Genomic DNA, 19,186 nt, shown 5'->3' on the forward strand with positions numbered 1-19,186 from the left:
CAACTTCCCTGTTTGGCACTGACTTGTCCGGCTTAGAAACTAACTGTTAGATCTTTTGCTTGCTGATTACGCATCATGTTGATGGTGCAGTTCTTTTTGGATTGTAGTCCTTGAAATAACTGCAACAATTGCTCGAAAGTTTTTACTTCCTGTTTGTTCACCCCAACAATCACATCGCTGGTATTAAACCCTCTTTGGCCTAACTCGGAATTGGCTGGAACATCCAGCAACAAGACACCACTCATGGATGAAAGTCCATTAGCCGACTGCTCGCCAAGAGTCTCAACATTTTTCACTTTAGCTCCTAACCAAGTGTAAACTTTGCCGGTAACGGTATTTCCTGATACGATTTTCTGTGGGATATTCGGCGTTTTAGCAATTTTTCTCAGCTTTTCAGAAACAACCCCAAATTGGGTCATATCGAAGTTTTTAAATCCAATCTTTAAGGCCGGAGAATCCTCTTTCACCGCGAAGTTTCCTTCTTTCGGATTAATAAACATCGGATCGCCAACCATAGAGTTTTGATCACATCCATTAACTTGGAACTTCTCCCTATCTTCCTGGTTGGTTGCAAACAGGTTGTAATCCAATTCCTGTCCCCATTTGCCATCAGCGGCAATTGCCCGCTGCATAACTGCTGGTCGGTATGCGCCAAAAACAATGTTATGCATAAACACATCGCCACTTTCAGGATACCAAACATGAGGATGCAAACTGTTATTTATAATGATGTTATTGGTAGCTGTGCGATGATAGCCTTCGCGCATTTTCAAGCCACCATTCAACAACAGGTTATTGTAAATCGTGTACCACGATGAGCCATCATCCAAGTCAATATCCCAGCCATGATCACAACGCCAGCGACTGTTTCGGATCGTATTTGGAGCAAGCATATCGAGCTTGAAAAGATTCGGATCCTTTTTCATTTCTGCATCAGTTTCCCGGATATCCGGTGTCCAAAAACGGTCGCGCCCCCATGAGTTAAAGCTCCCATGATCTCCGGTTTCCAACACCGTATTGAACACATCGCAGTATTCAATAACATGCCCACCAAAGGTTCCTTCACTAATGTTTATTCCGGCACGCGGAACATCATAAATAGAGCAATGGCGAACGGTAATTTTATGCGCCATCGAAATCTGCACAGGTGATGTTTGCTTTTCATCGCGTCCGGTCATGGTTATCAGGCAATCTTCCACCAGACAATCTTCTGGATAGTTGTCTCCTTTTGGTCCAGGCGTACGATCAATCTTTTCAAAATCCTGCTTTCCATAGCGGAACAACGGACTGCGTACCATAGCCGGATCACCAACAAATGCGATTCCGTTAGCACCTCCATGATGAATGTAGCACGACTTAAACGAAAGCCGGCGGTTGTAGTTATTCACGAAAATGCTGTTCCCACCCAATTGATCAAACTCACAATCCGTCACAGAACAGTCCTCAGCTCCATAATAGACAATGGCTCCTCCACGATAAACAGTCCAATCGCTTCGTAGCAGCTGCTCTTTATTCTCCATAAAACTACGGGCAGCATGCTTAAATACCAACCCCTGCAGATTAATAAAACGTACAGGTTTTTCTTTAGTCCCACGAAATTCAATCAAGTGTTTTAGCCGAACAATTTCAACCTTTGCTGAAGCAAGATTCATTTCTTTTGAAGGATAGTAATAAAGCATTCCTTCTGCTTGATTGAAAAACCACTCGCCCGGAACGTCCAGCTCTTCAAATACATTTTCAACCATCCGGTAGCGTGGATGCATTGGCGAGGGACGGTTGTTTTGCCAGCCACCTTCCAGGTCAAGCGAACCATCTTCATTCTTTCCGTTGACCAACCAATGCATGTCGCCCCACAAAGCACTATGCATCGCATGGACATAAGCTCCCTCTGGATTGCTCCAAGAGGCAATACGTTCCGGATTTAAAGGATCGTTTTTAGGATCTGGTTCTTTGGTGTGAACCAACTCCCAAGTGTCAAACACATTTTTCCCTTCAACGGCATTAGGAAAACGAGCCATCCGCTGACGCTGCCCATTGATGTAGAGCTGGTCAATATTGATATCACCATTTACCTTCGCTTGGTATATTCCATTCTGGTATGATTGCCAGCTCAGGTTTAGCTCTTTTCCTCCGCTTACAACTGCTTCTCCTTCATGAGCCGCTCGAAAGTTTATGGGGAATTCCTCAGTCCCGGAATCCTTAAAATCAAATACCAATGTTTCATCCAGGTAATAAGTCCCATCTTCCAAAATGATGTTTACCTTTTGTTTCCCAGCATAGCTTGATGCAAGGTCTTTGGCCTTTTGTAAGGTTTTTATTGGCTTCTCTGCCGAGCCATTCTGATCATCATTCCCTTGAGGAGAAACGTAAATGTCTAGAGTTTTTGGTTGGCAAGCCACCAGGCCAATCAAAAAAAGAAAAGAGAGAAAACGAAAGTTTAGTCGCATGAGTTAGTAGTTTTAATAGGTCACACAAGATAAGCAGAAGTGTAGAACTTCTATAAAAAAAATGTTTCGAAAAAGTTTCTGATATGCATTGCAATCAAAAACTTCTTCGAAACAAAAGAGTAGTTTACCATTCGTTATTAATGAACGTTCAATTGTCCTTTAGAGTTAGCATCTTTCAGGTTACGAACTCCCGTTGTGCCACCACCGTTTAAGGTGATATCTAAAGGTTTATTCGTTTTCCATGCACCGCGAGTAAAGTCAGGAATATCAATTGGTTTCGAACCATTGGCAATTGACCATTCACTCAATGGAGTAATACAGCTCCAAGCCGCAGCGTCGTATACATCCATATCCATTGGCAGACCATTACGCAAACAGTCGATCAAACGCCAATCCATCATGAAGTCCATTCCTCCGTGGCCACCCACTTGTTTTGCCATTTCTCCTACTCGACTTACGATTTCTGGTTGGTATTTTTCCTGCAGTTCTTTCATTTTTGCTTCATCAGCTACATTGTGACCGAATGCAATGTGTTGCAAAGGCCATTTTTGAGCAAAACACTTGGTTCCGCTTAGCATGTGAATACGTGAGTAAGGACGAGGAGAACTAATGTCATGCTGAATCATGATCGTCCGCCCTTTTACGGTACGAATCATCTGCATATCCATATTTCCACGCATCTCTTTACCAAGGAACTGTTTTAAATCTGGACGCTCTGGAGCCAATTCTTTAATCCGTCTTTCCAAGGTAAAATCATCCGACATCATAGCGGTCAGGTAGTCCAAACGGTCACCACGGTTGATGTCCATCGCTTGACAAATTGGACCTAAACCGTGTGTTGGATATACGTTGGCTTTACGGGTATTTTCGTGCAAACGCCACAATTTATCGTAAGCACCATCACCACCTGGCTTATCATCTTTTGGCTTATTGAAATGCCAGTAATCCAAATCGTGAATGTAAGCACCTTCACCATGAATCAAATCACCAAAAGCCCCTTGGCGAACCATGTTCAAAGTCAACAGTTCGAAAAAGTCGTAGCAACAGTTCTCCAAAATAACACAGTGCTTACGTGTACGTTCTGAAGTTTCCACCATTTCCCAGCATTCATCCATGGTTTTAGCGGTTGATACTTCGATGGCCGTGTGAGCACCTCCATTCATAGCAGCCAACCCAACAGGTACGTGCCATTCCCAAGGAGTAGCCGTGTACACTAAGTCTACCAATCCACTCTCACACAGGTCTTTGAAAGCCGTGTCGCTACCGGTAAATTCCTTTGCTTTAGGCAAACCTGCTTTTACTAATTTAGCTTGAGCTCCGTCCAAAGCAGCTTGACGTGTGTCACAAATTGCTGTTATCTCAACACCTTCGATATAAGTCATGCGCTCCACAGCGCCGATACCACGGTCTCCAATACCAACAAAGCCAACGCGTACTTTATCTAATTTTGGAGCAGCATAACCGCACATGTTAAAACTCATAGAAGGTACACGTTCCGCAGATTTACGGATGAATTTCATTTCTTCTTTTCCTGCCGGAGCAGATGCAGACATTAGAGAAGTTGCAGCTACGGCCCCTGAACCCAGCGCAATATTCTTTAAAAAATCTCTCCTGTTGTTGCTCATAATTTCTATTTTAAAGGTTGATTATTTTTAATTGCTATTTTAGCGTTTTCCGCCATTTTCATGATCTTCTTTACCACTCCCGGATGTTCAGAAGCCACATTGGTTGCTTCTCCCATATCCGCTGTTAGATCATATAATTGAGGTGAATCAAAATTTCCAGTCCAATGTTTTCCGCTCAAAATCAATTTCCAATTCTGATAACGAACACTCATCAATCGACCTGTTGCCGTGAAACCATAAACTGCCTCGTGTGGAGATTTAGCACCTTCCTTTCCGAACATTAAGTCCCGGATATCTTTACCGTCGATGACACGATCGGTCGGGATTTCGGCCCCTCCAATGTGTGCAAACGTCGTGAACAAGTCCATTCCGGTAATCGGCTCATCCGACTCAGTTGCAGCCGGAATATGCCCCGGCCATTTCATGATACACGAAACTTTTATCCCTCCTTCAAATCGCTCTTGATACTTTCCTTCGCGAAGCACATGCTCCCGATCAGGATCAGTAAATCCGAATCGGCCATAGCAGTTTTCAAGCTCCTCATCTTTATGGACCAACGGGCCATTATCCGAAGTAAAAACAATAATGGTATTGTCCTCTATTTTCAAGCGTTTCAAAGTATTCAGAATGATCCCCACGGAGGTATCCAGGTATTCAACCGCATCGCCATAAGCAGCCGCCTTGCTCCTGCCTTCAAATCCTTTGGGTACAAACCAAGGCGTGTGCGTTTCAATATTTGCATACTGCAGATAAAACGGTTGGTCTTCCTTCGCGGAGCGGTAGATAAACTTACAGGCTTCGCGCGTAAAAAGTGCCGGCAGCTCAGCTAAATCATTGTTATCGCATCGTTTGATTACCTGCGCCTGTTCAATTAATGGAATCGCCGGATCGCTGATTCCATTGGGACGCCAACCGGAATTACCGATACGTTCAGGCCCGTGATCATTCGGATAAGGGATTCCAAGGAACTCATCAAAGCCATGCACACAAGGCAGGTATTGAGGCAAATGCCCCAGATGCCACTTTCCATACAGGCCAGTCCGATAGCCCTGCTCCTTCAACAGCTCTGTAATCGAAACTTCCAACTCATCTTCCAAACCATGTTTTGAATGAGGGAAAAGCACATACAAGCCAGTGTTGTTGTTAACACGTGGCGCATAACGCCCCGTCAGAAGCGCCGCCCGAGAAGGCGTACAAGTTCCATGCGGTGCGTAAAAACTGGTAAATTTAATTCCACTTTCAGCCAACGCATCCAGATTAGGCGTGTGGATATCTTTTGAGCCAAAACAGCTCAAATCATCATAACCAACATCGTCGGCCACAATGTGGACAATATTAGGTTTTGATTGATTCTGGGCAATTCCAGAGAACGCAATTGCAGTCAATGCAAAAACACTTAAAGAAGTCTTTGGTAGTAGTAGGGTTTTGTTCATTTTGTTCTATTTGTATCGTTCATTTTCTATTGTTACAGCTTCTACCCAAAAATATTGCTCAATTACCATTTTTCGGAACCTGCACCCAACAGTTCGATGTATTGGGCTAACTTCTTCCGATAGGTCAACATATCTTTCGGGTTTTTAGAATAGGTTTGTTCATCTGTTATAATTGAGGCCGGAAGCGTTAATAGCTGTGCAGCTTCTTTCGCTAATTCTTTATCTTTTCCTGAGGCTTTTTTAATGGCATTTTGCAGCAAAATCAGATAGTCATAATCTTCCAATCCGTCTCGCAGGATTTCAAGTCTCAGGGATGGAATAGGACCAGCAATCCACGGTTTGCTTTTTTCATTGGGCTGTTTATTGGGTGGATAAAAGAACCGGCCATCTCCATTTCCCCAAATCGTTTGCTTTCCCTGTGGCCAGCCGTAACCGGTCACAAAAGACATCGGTTCTTCCCATGGATTCTGGAGGTAATCTTTAGGCGATGCAGAGCGAGAATTCCAATAGTTGGTTGACCAAATCAGGATCCCTTTAAATTGAAACTTCCACGAAGCCCAAACCCACATTCTGAGATTTACGGCGTCATGATCAATAAACTCTGAAATCCATGGAGACTTTGGCCAACAACAGAGGTAAGTCCAATACTCCAACCCGCGTTCGTTAAGTTTTCGAGCTTTCTCGTGATCCAGCTTATGCCAGATTGTACAGCTAATATCGGTTACATCCGAAAGGTCCTGTCCCTCCACATGTTCCGTTAGAAAAGTCGTTAGCTTGGGCGCATACTTTTTGATCGTCTCGTTGCCTTCCCTCACAAAAGGGTAATCTTTAGCATTGGGTTCATCAAACCAATAAATATACTCTTTACCCAACCAGCCTTTTTCTTCGAGGTGCTGTTCTATTTGCACCAAGTAGCGCTGCATGAGCTTCTCATATTCTTCTGTTCCTTGCTCAAAGCCTTCAAAAACACCCGGTGTCCGGTCGTAGTAGGTTCCACTTCCCATGCCCTTCAGTGCCAAACGAAAGCCATTAAATCCAAAATCGTCTAAATAACGCTCGCCTGCCCGATCAAAGTCACTAAAGTCCAGTTCAATATTAATCTGATCCAAATCGACTTCGAAATTGCCGGCCGTTAACTGATTCTTCTGTGTTTCATCCTTCAACGTTACTTCATCAAACCAGCTCACTCCGGTATGTTCTCCGGTGTAAGAATGAAAAACTGGGTATAAAAAGACTTTCACATATCTAATTTCGTCAGCCAATTTGCCCAAGTTGAGCGAATACGCTTTCCAAGCTTCATTCCCTGTGAAAACTTCCATCCGGTTTTCGTAAACCAACAACTTCTTCTCCGCATTATAACAGGCTACTTTCACACAAAACTGCTGTTCTTCTTCCTGTGTCTTAGTCCACCACGATAAGTCATATTTATCACGGTTAACCTCAATAAAGTCTGATTCGGCATAGGTATCCTCGCTTCGATTTTCGTCTTCAACTTTAAACGCATATTTTCCGGCTTGTTTTTCCTGACTATCGTAAAAACCGCCCTGCCAGAAAACACCAGAGATACTTTCTCTTATAGGAGCAAATTCGAAGGGATTGTATGGAGCAACCTTGTAATTCTTAAATGCTTGCATGTACCGATCAAATACCTGTTTTGAATCGGCTGGATTGGTTAATTGATGATACTCATTAACCGTATTCATGTTTAAGCCAAAGCCCGACCGCATGCTCGTTACTTTGGGAAGTGTAAAATCCCACACATTCAATTGGATAGGAATACTTAGGTTCCACCCTTCAGCACCTAGATGCAAACTTCCATGATAAGTCCCTGCGGGGGTTCCCTCCGGCGTTTTGATGGTCACCCAAAAAGGCTGATTCTCGGCACCAAAAAGAATTGCCGGTTCATCATACAACGGCAAGGGATCAGGCCACCACCCTTTAAAACTGTAATCATCCGTTGGCTTAGTCACCTTCACATAGTCCACCTTTCGAATACTAGCCTGCTCGGCCTCGACCCGACTTCCATCTTCATTTGTTAAGGAAGAAACGGTCAATCGAAAGTTCTCTAACCGTTGATTAGGCTTAATAACCACCAGAAATGATTCATACTCATTCTTCGCAGACCAAATTTTAATGGTATCACCATCTTGATCTGGAACAGGCGTATTCCGCATCACCTTATAAGCACCTTCAGCCCACCAAACGGCACACTGCTCATTGTTTTCAATTAAATATCCATAGCCACCAACATCACGATGATAAGGATCAACTAAGGTATTTTCTTGTGCCAAGCCCGAAGATGAGTAAGCTACTAAACTTAGCACGAAGCATAAAATATTTAGGTTTTTGAAGATTAGCATGGTGTTTATTCTTTTCTGAAATTGAATTGCTGGCCAGACAAATAGTGCCGGCCAACATCAAAAAACAGTACTCCCGAAACCTTAAAGAGCTCTGGCCTCATCAGGCCATGGCACTATCTTTCCGGTAGCTTTCAGAGTCGGACGCTGAGCATCTACACTTCTTAGGTAGTCGCTCAACTTTTGAGCCAGTTCATTGACTTTCTCAGGATTTGATTCCACTAGATTTTGCTTTTCACCAATATCCTGAGGAATATTAAACAGTTCAAAATGCTGATCGCGATAGTAATAAATCAACTTCCAATCGCCACTTCGAATGGTACTTGTTGCTCCAATTCCAGGACCAGTTGGGCCCCAATTGTTTGGGAAATGCCAGAAAAGATCGCGGCCATCTGCCGTAGTTCCCTCATTCAGTAGCATGGGCACAAAACTTTTTCCATCAACAGTTTGTACTGTTTGGTAATCGTTTACTCCAGCCATTTCTAAAATAGAGGGGAAAAAATCTTCAATCAGCAGGTAGTCATCACAGCTTGATTTTGGCTGCACTTTTCCGGGCCATTTAACAATCATTGGCTCCCGGATACCCCCTTCGTAAGCAGAGCCTTTACCGCTTTGCAAAGGGCTGTTATGGGTAAATAATTCTCCGGCTCGTGGACGAAGACTAAAACCACCATTATCGGACATAAACAGTACGATCGTATTATCGGCAATCCCTTTTTCATCCAGATAGTCCATCAAATCGACCAAGCTCTTGTCCATCGCTTCAACCATGGAAGCGTACTTTGCCTCAGACTCCGGCAAGCCCAGATCCAGGTATTTCTGATAAAAACGTTGATCAGCATTCAACGGAATATGCACAGCATAATGAGCCATGTAAAGGTAGAAAGGCTTTTCTACCGACAATGCTTGATCCATCGCCTTCTTGGCCTCTATTGTCAAAGCTTCGGTTATAAAAATCGAATCGCCATGGTATTTCTCCAATCCGGGAACTCCCCATGGCTCGGTATGAACACCTTTTTCTTTATTGCCAAAATTCTGCTCACCTAAATAACTTCCTAAGCCTCCGGCAGCATGTCCTGCAATATTTACATCAAACCCACAGGTTAGCGGATTGGCTGATGGTGTTGTCATAGCTCCAAAATGTGCCTTCCCACAATGAATGGTAAAGTACCCGTTGTCCTTCAATATTTGTGGCAGCATAGTTGCCTGAATCGAATTTTCGATACTATCAACCGGTTGCACCCCATTGACATTCCATTCAGGATACTCCAACAGCTTGTGTTGTGCATCAACAGAGGCATTTAGGCGCAATGTCCAGTTGGTTACCCGGTGCCTTGCAGCGTTCATTCCACTCATCAAACTTACGCGCGTGGGCGAACACACCGATGAAGCATAAGCTTGTGTAAAAAGCATTCCTTCCGATGCCAAACGCTCCATTCCTGGCGTATGATAACGTTCATTAAATGCTGTTTTTTCTTTCCAAAAAGGCACTGAGGTATCTTGCCACCCCATGTCATCAACTAAGAATAAGATGATATTTGGTTTTTGAACTTCCGGCTCGGAACATCCTGCCAACAGTGAGGCTGCTGCCAAACAAGCTCCAGAATAGGCTTTAAGTAGTTTCATTTTGAGTAGTTATTTTGGGTTTAATTCAGTTCAAAGGTAGCTAAAACTGCTTTATGATCTGTTGCCCAAATACCTTTTGGTACCATTATTGGGTCTTCTGTTTTATCAGGCACCCGCTCATTTCGCTCAATAGATCCCTTGGGTCCCACAATAATAACACGTTTCAATTTTATTTTAGCATTCGGTTTATAAAAGATAAAATCGATCCGATCCCGATCATCCGCATCCGGGCTCCAAGCCAATTTGCGAATGTCCACCAACGGGTTATCTGCCGGAAAGGTAAATCCAGGATGCGTAACCGGATTGGGATAGACTTCCCGATAAACATCCTTAAAACCTGCGCGTTCCAGAGCTTTGGTATTGTGCCACTCCATGACCACACCATGATGGTCAAACAAGTCTTTTGTCGCTTCTGTCCAGTCGAGATGAGAAGGTTCATTAAAGTCGCCTCCCAGCATAGCCAGGCGTCCATTTCTTTGTTCCTTTTCAGCATCTTCAATGACCGCCCGAATCGCTTCATCACGCATTGATTTCAGGTTGTATTCAGCAATCACCGCCGTATCGGTAACAATTGCATCCAACTTTTTCCAGGTTGATCCATCATATCCACGGGGTAGGTAAAGGCTACAATGCCTGTAATCGAGATGGGCACTGTAAAACGCGATTTCAGTACCCTCCACATCAATGATTGCCTTGGTTACTGATCCCTGATCATTTTTAACCGGAAATAAAGCCTCTTGCTTAACAATTGGATAGCGCGATAAAATACCCGTGTCCTGGCTTCTCTGAGAATAAAAGGTATAACCACGATCTTTCAAATCCTTGACTAGCCGTCCTGCTAAACTGATGTCGTCATAGTTTCGAACCTCACTTAGTGCAATCAGATCAGCATCCAGTCGAATCACTTCATCTAAAATGGCAGGGTAACCATTTTCGACCACAGTACCTTCCTGCCAAATATTAAATTGCAAGACTTTCAGTTCTCGTCCTTGAGCGGTATTTAAATAACCGCTCAAGGCAAAGAACAATAACAAAAAGAATGTTTTTATATTATGAGAAGCAAACCATTGTTTTCTCCTCGAAGAATCTATTTTTTCGAACATCTCCCAAACAATTACTTCGTTTTCAAAAAGTCAATTTCGGCAATCGCTGCAGCTTTATTTCCTCCGGCAATAACCCGAGATTCAATCCGGAAAAAACGTGTAGATACGGACGCATTAAAATAATGAGTCCTGGGAGTCGGATCATTGATCAAGTTCCCAAACTTGAAGGTTTCAAGCGTTCTCCAGCTTTTACCGTCCGTGCTTGTTTTAATCAGCCCTTCTTCAATCATTCCATCAGCATTGGCTGTTTGAGGCGTATAAACGAAACCTGTCAGGGTTTGTTCCTGTCCCAAGTCAATAGCTAAAAAGTGAGCTCCATTTCGTGTCGAAGTCCAGTAGGTTTGGCTATTTTCATCGAAAGCCATTGTTCCGGCATGTCCGTCAGCTTCCTGATCGGCACCAACCAGTTTCCAGTCTTTCTTGATAATACCGAAGGTTTTTTCGGCCACACTACCTGACTGGTCTTTGGTGAATGAGCGGGCTTTTACTTGTCCTGACTCATGTAAGAATGGAGCGGTATACAATTTTGAAGTGTTGGTCGGCTCACTTCCATCCAGAGTATAACGAATTTCCAGGTCACTATTGATATTTTTTGAAATGTCCTCACCATGAGGTTTCCACCCAAAATCATGTTTCTTCGGCTCAATGGTCAACTGACCATCAATGCTTCGGGTGAAAGCGAGTTGTGGTGGACGGTTTTTATAATAATGAACAGAAACTTTGGCAATAGCTGGGACCATACGCGATTCTAAGATTCGCAAACGCCATTTTGAAGTGGTCACTGTAGGGAAACGTAAAATACGTTTGTAGCCCACATTGGTCGCCGATGCAACTTCTTGCCACTGATTATCAATCCAAGCATCCAACGCGTGTTTCTCAATACGCTCGCTATGGCTGGCTATAGCCTCCTGAATAACAAAGCGGTTAGCTTCCACTTCCGAAGTCATGGTAATTTCAATGGCCTTTTCATCATCTGCAAGCAGTTCGTATGAGTTTGGATCATCATCCAACACCTCTGCAGGACCTTTAGCTCCTTTTAGCAGATCGGTGCCATAGGTTTGCTCAATGCGTTTCCCCACTTCTTCCAAAACCTGAACATCCTCGTCAGAAAAACGACCTTGACGATTCGGTGGAATGTTAAGTAAGAAAATGGAGTTTCCACCAACTGAACGCTCGTACATGTCAAACACATCATCGGCACTGCGCACTTTTTGCTTGGTGTCATCGCGATAGAACCAACCTTCGCGAATAGACGTATTGGTTTCTGCTGGTTGATAATGCAAAAATTTGCCTTTGACCAGATCATCACGGCTACCCAATGACTTTGCAGTAAGATCGCCAAAACGCCCCATCTTATTAGGATCTTCTTGATAAGGAATCACGTTCCATTCAGTATCGCGCGTTTGTCCGGCTTCGTTACCACACCACCGAATATCTTCACGGCCAAAAATAACCGCTTCTGGAGCCAATTTATGAATTAGCTCTTTCCAAGCCATATAATCGTAGGTTTGACCGCCTTTACGCTTTGGGTGTGCCCCATCAAACCACACTTCATGCACTGGACCATATTCAGTCAGCAACTCAAACAATTGGTTCAGGAAATATTCATTGTAATCGTCCACCGTGAATTTAAAGGTGGTTTTATTGTCGAACGGACGTCCTTCTACCGGGCGAGGAATGACACGCTCCGTCTTTTTACTCAAGTTTCCATACAATCCTTCCGAGTTTTCAATCTGGAACAAATCGGCAGGAGAAAGGTAAACCCCCAGTTTTAAATCATGCTTTTTACATGATTCAGCCAAACTCTTTAACACATCGCCTTTACCATTTTCAAATGGAGAAGACATGATTCCATGCTCGGTATATCGGCTTTGCCACAGGCAAAAACCATCATGGTGCTTGGCCGTAAAGATCACTTTGGTCATTCCGGCTGCTTTCATCGCATTACACCATTGGTCGGTATCCAGTTCCCGAAGATCAAAAATCTTAGGATCCTCCATCCCATTTCCCCACTCCATTCGGGTAAAGGTATTGGGACCAAAATGAATAAAAGCAATGAATTCATCGCTCAGAGCATCCATTTGGTTGGGCGTAGGCACCACATGTGCAGCTTTAGCAATGATTGAATCTTTGGTATCGTTGGTTTCAATTGGAATGGTACTAGCGGTCTTCATCGTAAGCCCCGAAGGCTTCGAACAGCCTATAACAAGGGCTAGAAGAAAAAGAGGAATTATTCTTTTCATTGAGTAGTTATTTGTTGAGTAGTTTGAGCCTATAAAACTATCTTTCTATTTTCAATTTTCAAAAATAAAATCAGGGACTTTACCTATCTTTAGTCCGAGATGCTTATAATCAAATTAGTATACACTAATTCGAAGTGAATTTTTGATGCTGTTCGAAGCTTTCTCTTTGCTGCAAGACAAATAAAACTCCACTAATCTATTCAAATGCATCTTCAGCGATTTCGCCAATCCAGGCAGCAGGTAAATCGCATTGAAACAAGTAGGCAATGGTTGCAGCAGTATTCACGGTATTGTTGGGAGCTGTCATTTGTGCACCTCGCTTGATTCCCGGACCAGCAATACACCAAGGGACTTCCATCTCTGTCGGACTTACGCCACCATGGCCATTTCCTCTACCACCATGATCAGAAACAAACAGAAAGTGAGTATCCTCATACAAGCCTTTGGCTTTGAGCTCGTCCAGAAATTCCCCAATATGTACATCTGCCTCTTCAATAGATTGAATGTATTCAGGCGACATCCAGCCATGTCGATGTCCGGCATGGTCAGTATGGACCGAGTATAAAAACACGCAGGTTGGCAACTCCTTATTGGCATCAATGAAATCCAACGCTTTCTGATAGTTCTCCACATAACCATCGTTTTCTAAAAAGCTAACTTCATCAATATAGTCTTGATTATAGGGAAATACCAGCGGCCCCCAGTTGTAGTAAAAAGCCGTTTTGGCTTCGGGAAGCTGCTTTTTCAAAACTTCAAAAATTGAAGGGTAATAACCCGCATTGTCCTTCTGAACGGCAGGCAGTTTAATATTTTCAAGCGTCCAGTCATTTCCAACAACTCCGTGTTGTTCAGGGCCACTGCCCGTTAAATGGCTGGTCCAGTTTGGAAGTGTTACCGACGGCATGACAACACGTGTAGCGAGAGACAATACGCCCTCTTTGGCTAAACGGTCAACATTAGGATGTTTAGCCGTTTGGTAGCCTTCAACGCTAATGCCATCCAAAGCAATCATCACCACCCGCTTTGCTGTGGGCTGTTTCGTACAAGAAGTCAGTATTGCGATACCAACCAGTAGTCGTAAAATAGTTTTTGTTCGCATTTGATTTATCGTTTTAGTACTTAATTTTTCGATTAGATATTACCGGCACTACGGGACTGTTTTTCGCCTGCTCGGGAAAGCCCAACTCGTTCGGACCTGGACCAACAAACTGGCTCTTAGCCCCTTCAATTTGAATATTTCTTTTGTCAAGTTCAACAAAAGCAAACAAAGGTTTCTCGTATGGTACCGTATACTTTATCCAAGGATATTTTTCATCAATCTCCTTGCTGTAGCGGATCGTTTGATAATCGCCTCCCAACCAACTGTACGACATGCTGTTTATCTGGATGTAGTATATCCCATTGATGGAGCATGCATAGTCGGTATGGTGATGCCCACTGAAACAAGCCACCACTTTATTCGCTTTTTCCAGAATAGCCCGAACTTGCACTTGATTTTCAATGCCCGAATCTTCGTTCTCAAAACTTTGATGTGAAAATACGACACAAGGCAAATTGGTTGCACCCAAATCGTTTTCCAACCACTGAAGTTGTTCTTTCCCCACAAAACGGGCATAGCCTTTCGCCTTATCAGGAGATGGATTTTGATCATTTCCATCCAGTACAATGAAGTGAAAGCCGTTATGGTCAAACGAATAATATTTGGAGTCTGCTCCCCAAAAATCCAGCACCTGCTCTCTGGAGAAGCCACCGTCCATATCATGGTTGCCAATTACATGATATTTTGCTCCCTGATACCCGTTAAAAATATCAAGAAACTCTTTGTTGTGCTGATAAGGCCGGCAAAAATCACCCAACTGAATGATAAAATCCAGGTTTTGTTTGGAGGCTTCGTCGATAAAAGTTTGCAAGCGCTCATCCGTGTCATGCATGATGTCTTTATGGACATCAGCACACACCCCAAATCGAACCCGTTTTTTGGAACCACTTGTCAATGCATTTACTCCAAGAGGCAGCATCAGAATACTTGCCCCTCCAAAACTATATCGTATAAATTCTCTTCTTTTCATATTTTTTATAAGTCTGTAGATTTTGGGACTTTAAAGATCTGACACCTAGCACATCAATCAACCCCAAATTTTTATTAGTATTCATCCAACTAGTCCAACTCAAAGACCGTCAACACCGCTGCATGATCGGAAGGGAACATGATTGGGTGGTAGTCGATCACGTTGGATTCAATTGGGCTTAAATTACCTTGATAATAGATGTAGTCGATACGATCACGTAAACCATATCGATCAGAGGATGTGGCAGCACGTGGCGTCCACGTAAAGCCAGGATCCAACAAAGGGTTAATGTGAAGTTCACGGTAACTGTCTTTAAATCCGGCTTTCAACATTTCCTGACTAACCGGCCATTCAACCGTGTAATCGTAGTGCAGCTTTTTAGTGGCTTCTGTCCAATCGAGATGAGAGCCACTATTAAAATCGCCCAACATGATCACCGGCCGTTTTGATGCTTCAGAATATATTGGCTTAATTTCCTTCAGAATACTTTTTACTTCAGCATGCCGCGTTTTCCCCTCAGCCTGAATTAACGCTTGAGAAGACAGCTCCATTTTAGCTACATCAGCACAATAATCGGGAAGATAATGCAACCAGGTATCCAGAACAGTTAACTCTCGGTTACCGCCAAGATGAAGGATGGCACCCCCGAAATTAAATGGACGAAAAGCTTTCACCGTTTCTTTGATCGGAAAGCGGCTCATAATGCTCAGGTTAGAACTAATCAGGTAAAAATAATACCCCAGCGAATCAGCAATCGCCTCCCCAGACCCGTAAGTCTCAATCAAGCCAACCACATCGGGTTGAGCCTCTTTTATTGTTTCAATGACCCGCTCCAAGCCAACATGCTTACCATAGCGTCGTCCGCCATGCCAAATATTCCAAACCATCACCCGAAGTGGAGCGATGAGTTCTTCTGGACGTTCTAAAGTTTTAAAGCGATCATAATCTGCCTGAATCATCTCAGCAGTCATCAATTCATTATCGATCACTACTTCATCCAAGAGCCCATTAAAAGCCGTCCACTGGCCAAAGGAACCATACTCCCAATACTCATCGGTTCCTCCAACCACTGTCCTGTTTGTATTTTCCAGGCTTCCAATTCCCGGACTATTGTAAATGGCTACATTCTGCCCATCCATATAAAACCAAAGCTCCCCTTTTTCCCTATTCAAAACGAAAGCTAGTTGGTGCCATTCGCCATTGTTAATCGCCTGACGAGGAATATTGGGCTGATAAGTGTAGCTGTTCTTTCCATCAGAAATTACAGCACCCCACGCACCTGTTGGCTGGGTAAAAATACTCCAGCCTACTCCTTTTAAATCTCCATCTGTCTTATTGCCAATAATTGCTGTTCCCTGCTTGGCGCCGGGCAAAGTCTTCACCCACACACAAACAGACAAATCAACTGATGCGCTGTAATCCGGTGTCTCCAAACTATCGATAACCAACGGCTGACGAAGCACTGCATTTTCAGACAAATCGAGCGCACGCCCCGATACGCCATCAGCCCATGTTGGTCGCTGCAATTCGGTGACATATGCAGCCGCTTCCTTTTCAACTTTGGGATAGTACTTTTCGGCATCACCTTCAAACCCCGTGTAAAAACGTGTTTGAGCAGAACAATATAGGGCCAACGCAAACAGAATCGTTGTAAAAAGTAGCTTTTTCATTTTAAATTATATTTGAAAATCAGGATGTTAGATCCTATAAATTAGAAACATATACTTTAGTCAGCTCATTCTATCTTTTTTAGTTTGCTTGGAAGCAATATACATTTCCGGCAAAGTCGCAGATATAAAACCGTTTTCCATCTACGGCAGCCGATGTTACCACCGGTGCTCCCAATTCTGTTTTCCACAACAGCGTCCCGTTGGTCGCATCCAAGGCATAAACCCGGCCATCCATCGCTCCAAAAACCAGTTTATCGCCAATCAACAAGGGCGTTGATTCAATACTTTGTTGGCGATCGGCATAATATGAAGGCGTGTAGAGCAAAGCCGGCTCCACTTCAAACCGCCAAAGCTGTTCTCCTGTTTCGCGGTTAAGAGCAGCAACTCCCGGGTGAGAACCAGCAACAATAAAACGATCCTTCAAAATAATTGGTGCCGATGTTCCACTTTGCTGCATGCCTGTTTCATAGGTCTGAATTGTTTTTCCGGTTTTCAGTTCCAACTGGTGCAAAATGCCTGGAACTGCTTTCTCCGTTCCCTTTCCGGTTACCCAAAACGAACCATCTTTATAGCTTAAAACGCCATCGCGAAACCGCAAGCCCGCATCGCCTCGTTTCCACAATAATTCGCCCGTGTGCCGGTTATGGGCGTAAATAGCCCCCCATTGGCTTGATGCAATCAACACATCATCGGCAATGGTCATGGTTGGCGTTGTTCCGTTACCACCACCCCAGGCTTTATTTCGCCACAGCTCATCTCCCGATTCCACATCCAACGCACAAAGAGCTTTTCCAAAGCCGGAGTAAACCAGTTGTCCATCAGTTACGATGCCATTGACAATCCCCGGCAAACGATCATGGTTCAAATCTCGCTTCCAACGCAGTTTTCCGGTTAAAACATCAACTGCATAAGTAACTCCCAGCATATCTACCGCAATGGCAATTCCCTGTGCCACGACTAGCTGATTTTTTACACTATTTTGAGTCTGGTAGCGCCACCGCTCAACTCCGGTTGTTGCATCCATTCCGACCAGGTAACAATTTTGAGCATCGCCATCATCAAAGCTTGCCATAACCAGCATGTTTTCATACAATACCGGTGAACTCATGAAAATGTTACTTCCGATATTGCTTGTCCACAGCAATTGGTAAGGCATTTCATGTTCCTCATCAACCACCGCATGATGAGCCGGATTTCCAGCCAGGTTAAACCATTCGCCATTTACATTGGTCTTTTTCGGTTGTTTAGCCGAAAAAGAATGTTTGGCATTGAGTATTTCACCACTGTGTAAAAAAGCGTTGACCACCAAGGTATAACTGTCGCTTTCTTCGGGTTTTAATGTTGTTCCCCACGTCCAGTCAGATTTCTGAACCATCTTTTGCCATTTGCTCTGATCCAGTGCTGAATTCCAATTAAGTCCTTCATCGCCATAAAGCGCATAATGTACGCTGTCAACAGCCGATCCGGTATGATAAACATTCACCGCAAGCTGAATTTCTCCCGCTGCATTCTGAATTGCCACGTTCTTTTGTGGACTCACAATTTTAATTTCTCGATTGAGGTTGGTCCACTTAAGATGAGAGGACGTATTTCCTTGCTTATCCACATCAACCACCCGGAATCCCGAGGGAGAATGATCAATCCCTCCCGCAGCCAAGGTTGATGTACCATATGACATGACACCCGACGAACCGTGTTCTTTAGCCATGTTGTTATGCCAATGCCCATACAACCAAGCTTTCAAGTTAGACTCATTCAAGCTGATTACTTCGTGTTCATTCACCTTAAAATCGAAAGCTTCGCCATTGGTTAGTAAATCATGATTGAAGAAAATTTTGGGTTGCTCTGCAGGATAAGCTTTCAGCAGGTTCTTCAACCAAGTACCAATATCTTCCCGATTAAAAGAAGGCTTATAATCTCCTCCCATCATAGGCGTAACAATGAACAAGGTATTAGCCTCCTCAAAGGCATACCATGCGGGGCCGAAACACTGTTCAAAAAACTGTTCGCCATAATCACCTTTAATCAGATCGTGATTCCCCAAACAGTAATAGACCGGCACCCCAAACTTCTGGGTCGTGATGTTTTCTGCATGCCAGGCCATCCCACTTTGGTAGCAAATATCACCGGTATGAATAATAAAATCAGGCTGATGTACCTGCGTATACTGCTTCAACTGATCGGCCCAGTCCCGGTATTCATAAGTTTCTGTATCGGAAATCTGCACAAAGCGAACTTCCTTTTTTCGCTCTTTTGGAGTAATGGCAAAAACATACTCCTTTTGCGACTCAACGATTGGATAAAATGATTGAGTGCAATTAAAATCAGCACTCGGATATAAGGTCACAAAGCGTTGTTTATCCCATCCGGGCAAACTGAAGTTTCCCTTTTTATCTGTTTTTACAATATGGAGACCATCCGACACGACACAATCCACTGCGCTACGCTCGCCAGCATCCATTTTCCCGTTATTGTTGGTATCGACAAACACGCGTCCGTTGAGTTGTGCCCACGATACGGACACACTCAATAAGACAAATAAAACTGCTAGTCGTACTCCTATAAGTTTATTCATGATCAATTTCTTTATTCGGTTTTTAATTTATCAGACAA

11 protein-coding genes are annotated in these 19,186 nt (G+C 43.6%); all 11 read right to left on the reverse strand.

From position 1 onward, the window contains the following. Positions 1–32: 32 nt before the first annotated feature. The 11 genes from BM156_RS15875 to BM156_RS15925 all read right to left on the reverse strand — a co-directional run bounded on the left by BM156_RS15875 (position 33) and on the right by BM156_RS15925 (position 19,148). Positions 33–2,447, reverse strand: a complete 2,415-nt coding sequence (locus BM156_RS15875; protein ID WP_093920886.1) for a right-handed parallel beta-helix repeat-containing protein — start codon at positions 2,445–2,447, stop codon at positions 33–35. A 137-nt stretch (positions 2,448–2,584) separates the two neighbouring features. Continuing rightward, positions 2,585–4,072, reverse strand: coding sequence for a Gfo/Idh/MocA family oxidoreductase (locus BM156_RS15880; RefSeq protein ID WP_093920887.1), 1,488 nt, complete (start codon positions 4,070–4,072; stop codon positions 2,585–2,587). Between the two features lie 5 nt (positions 4,073–4,077). Next, complete coding sequence (locus tag BM156_RS15885) at positions 4,078–5,505, reverse strand: sulfatase family protein (protein WP_093920888.1); 1,428 nt, start codon at positions 5,503–5,505, stop codon at positions 4,078–4,080. Between the two features lie 62 nt (positions 5,506–5,567). Then, the gene (locus tag BM156_RS15890; RefSeq protein ID WP_170846986.1) at positions 5,568–7,829 is read right to left on the reverse strand and encodes a DUF4091 domain-containing protein; all 2,262 of its coding nucleotides are present in this window, start codon (positions 7,827–7,829) and stop codon (positions 5,568–5,570) included. Between the two features lie 117 nt (positions 7,830–7,946). Then, positions 7,947–9,488 (reverse strand): sulfatase, encoded by a 1,542-nt coding sequence (locus tag BM156_RS15895; RefSeq protein WP_093920890.1) that lies wholly within the window; start codon positions 9,486–9,488, stop codon positions 7,947–7,949. A 20-nt stretch (positions 9,489–9,508) separates the two neighbouring features. Continuing rightward, the gene (locus BM156_RS15900) at positions 9,509–10,591 is read right to left on the reverse strand and encodes an endonuclease/exonuclease/phosphatase family protein (RefSeq protein ID WP_093920891.1); all 1,083 of its coding nucleotides are present in this window, start codon (positions 10,589–10,591) and stop codon (positions 9,509–9,511) included. Between the two features lie 11 nt (positions 10,592–10,602). Next, positions 10,603–12,834, reverse strand: a complete 2,232-nt coding sequence (locus BM156_RS15905; protein ID WP_093920892.1) for an alpha-L-fucosidase — start codon at positions 12,832–12,834, stop codon at positions 10,603–10,605. Positions 12,835–13,030: 196 nt separating this feature from the next. Beyond that, positions 13,031–13,933 (reverse strand): alkaline phosphatase family protein, encoded by a 903-nt coding sequence (locus tag BM156_RS15910; protein WP_093920893.1) that lies wholly within the window; start codon positions 13,931–13,933, stop codon positions 13,031–13,033. A gap of 13 nt (positions 13,934–13,946) precedes the next feature. Beyond that, complete coding sequence (locus tag BM156_RS15915) at positions 13,947–14,903, reverse strand: metallophosphoesterase family protein (RefSeq protein ID WP_093920894.1); 957 nt, start codon at positions 14,901–14,903, stop codon at positions 13,947–13,949. A gap of 89 nt (positions 14,904–14,992) precedes the next feature. Next, complete coding sequence (locus tag BM156_RS15920) at positions 14,993–16,573, reverse strand: endonuclease/exonuclease/phosphatase family protein (protein WP_093920895.1); 1,581 nt, start codon at positions 16,571–16,573, stop codon at positions 14,993–14,995. A gap of 79 nt (positions 16,574–16,652) precedes the next feature. Next, positions 16,653–19,148, reverse strand: a complete 2,496-nt coding sequence (locus BM156_RS15925) for an outer membrane protein assembly factor BamB family protein (protein ID WP_093920896.1) — start codon at positions 19,146–19,148, stop codon at positions 16,653–16,655. Positions 19,149–19,186 lie beyond the last annotated feature (38 nt).

Source organism: Sunxiuqinia elliptica, assembly GCF_900113005.1.
GTDB classification, from domain to species: domain Bacteria; phylum Bacteroidota; class Bacteroidia; order Bacteroidales; family Prolixibacteraceae; genus Sunxiuqinia; species Sunxiuqinia elliptica.

Coding starts and splice junctions, on each gene's coding strand:
- BM156_RS15905 (WP_093920892.1), bottom strand. CDS start 12,834: ATGAAAAGAATAATTCCTCTTTTTCTTCTAGCCCTTGTTATAGGCTGT.
- BM156_RS15885 (WP_093920888.1), bottom strand. CDS start 5,505: ATGAACAAAACCCTACTACTACCAAAGACTTCTTTAAGTGTTTTTGCA.
- BM156_RS15880 (WP_093920887.1), bottom strand. CDS start 4,072: ATGAGCAACAACAGGAGAGATTTTTTAAAGAATATTGCGCTGGGTTCA.
- BM156_RS15895 (WP_093920890.1), bottom strand. CDS start 9,488: ATGAAACTACTTAAAGCCTATTCTGGAGCTTGTTTGGCAGCAGCCTCA.
- BM156_RS15875 (WP_093920886.1), bottom strand. CDS start 2,447: ATGCGACTAAACTTTCGTTTTCTCTCTTTTCTTTTTTTGATTGGCCTG.
- BM156_RS15925 (WP_093920896.1), bottom strand. CDS start 19,148: ATGAATAAACTTATAGGAGTACGACTAGCAGTTTTATTTGTCTTATTG.
- BM156_RS15920 (WP_093920895.1), bottom strand. CDS start 16,573: ATGAAAAAGCTACTTTTTACAACGATTCTGTTTGCGTTGGCCCTATAT.
- BM156_RS15915 (WP_093920894.1), bottom strand. CDS start 14,903: ATGAAAAGAAGAGAATTTATACGATATAGTTTTGGAGGGGCAAGTATT.
- BM156_RS15900 (WP_093920891.1), bottom strand. CDS start 10,591: ATGTTCGAAAAAATAGATTCTTCGAGGAGAAAACAATGGTTTGCTTCT.
- BM156_RS15910 (WP_093920893.1), bottom strand. CDS start 13,933: ATGCGAACAAAAACTATTTTACGACTACTGGTTGGTATCGCAATACTG.